The organism is Terrabacter terrae, from assembly GCF_039529575.1.
GTDB classification, from domain to species: Bacteria; Actinomycetota; Actinomycetes; order Actinomycetales; family Dermatophilaceae; genus Terrabacter; species Terrabacter terrae.
On the sequence record NZ_BAAANB010000080.1, the window covers coordinates 1 to 933 of the forward strand.

Genomic DNA, 933 nt, shown 5'->3' on the forward strand with positions numbered 1-933 from the left:
GCGGCCCTTGGCCGTGAAGCGGACCAGGCGCGCGCGGGCGTCGCGCGGGTCGGGGACGCGTTCGACGTAGCCGGCCTTCTCGAGCTGGTCCACGAGGTAGCCGGCGGTCGGCTTGGTGACCTGCGAGGCCTCGGCGAGTCGGGTCAGCCGCGACCCCCCGTCGTCGATGCGTTGGGCGATCCGCGCCTGGGCGAGCGTGATCGGGTAGCCGGCCTCGTGCACCGCCTCGAGGATCCGCTGCTCGAGGTGGCGGCCCGGGATGAACAGGAGGACACCGAGGCTCGGCCGGGGTCCGGCGCCGCGGTCGGGATCGGGCTTCGTGGTGCGGCGGCTTCGATCGGTCACGGGTGGCCCTTGCGGTGGGAGCGGGGGAGTGGAAATCTAGTAAGAACTTCTTACCATCTGTGGGGAGGTCGAGGTGGACGAGACCCTGTGGCGGTCGCTCGAGCTGGAGCGCCTCAGCCTGGCGGCGCTGCTCGAGGAGCTCACGCCCGAGCAGTGGGAGACGCCGTCGCTGTGCGCGCTCTGGCGCGTCCGGGACGTCGCGGCCCACGTGGCGATGACGCCGACCGCCACAGCGACCGGAACGCTGCTGCGGCAGCTCGTCCGCGCGCGTGGTGACCTCTGGGCCGCGGCTGCGCAGGTCGCCGTCGAGCACGCGCGGCGGCCCACGGAGGGGATCGTCGAGGAGCTGAGGCGTGACGCAGCCGCCCGCACGATGCCGCGGGTCACGAACCCCGAGAACATCCTCATGGACGCTCTCGTCCACGGCCAGGACGTCGCCGTGCCGCTCGGGATCGACCGGCCGATGCCGACTGCGGCCGCCGAGGCGTCGTTCGCGAGGGTGTGGGAGGTGGGCTGGCCGTTCCACGCGCGGCGCCGGCTGACCGGCCTGCGCCTGGTCGCCACCGACGCCGATGTCGACGTGGGCGC

The 933-nt window shown here is 73.5% G+C and carries 2 protein-coding genes; one reads left to right on the forward strand and one right to left on the reverse strand.

All coding sequences use genetic code 11. From position 1 onward, the window contains the following. Nucleotides 1-345: MarR family winged helix-turn-helix transcriptional regulator (locus tag ABD194_RS19250; protein ID WP_343994487.1), on the reverse strand; the 345-nt coding region annotated here is incomplete at its 3' end. 73 nt (nt 346-418) lie between these two features. On the opposite strand from ABD194_RS19250, the gene ABD194_RS19255 reads away from it, so the two are divergent. Then, nucleotides 419-933: maleylpyruvate isomerase family mycothiol-dependent enzyme (locus ABD194_RS19255; RefSeq protein ID WP_343994489.1), on the forward strand; the 515-nt coding region annotated here is incomplete at its 3' end.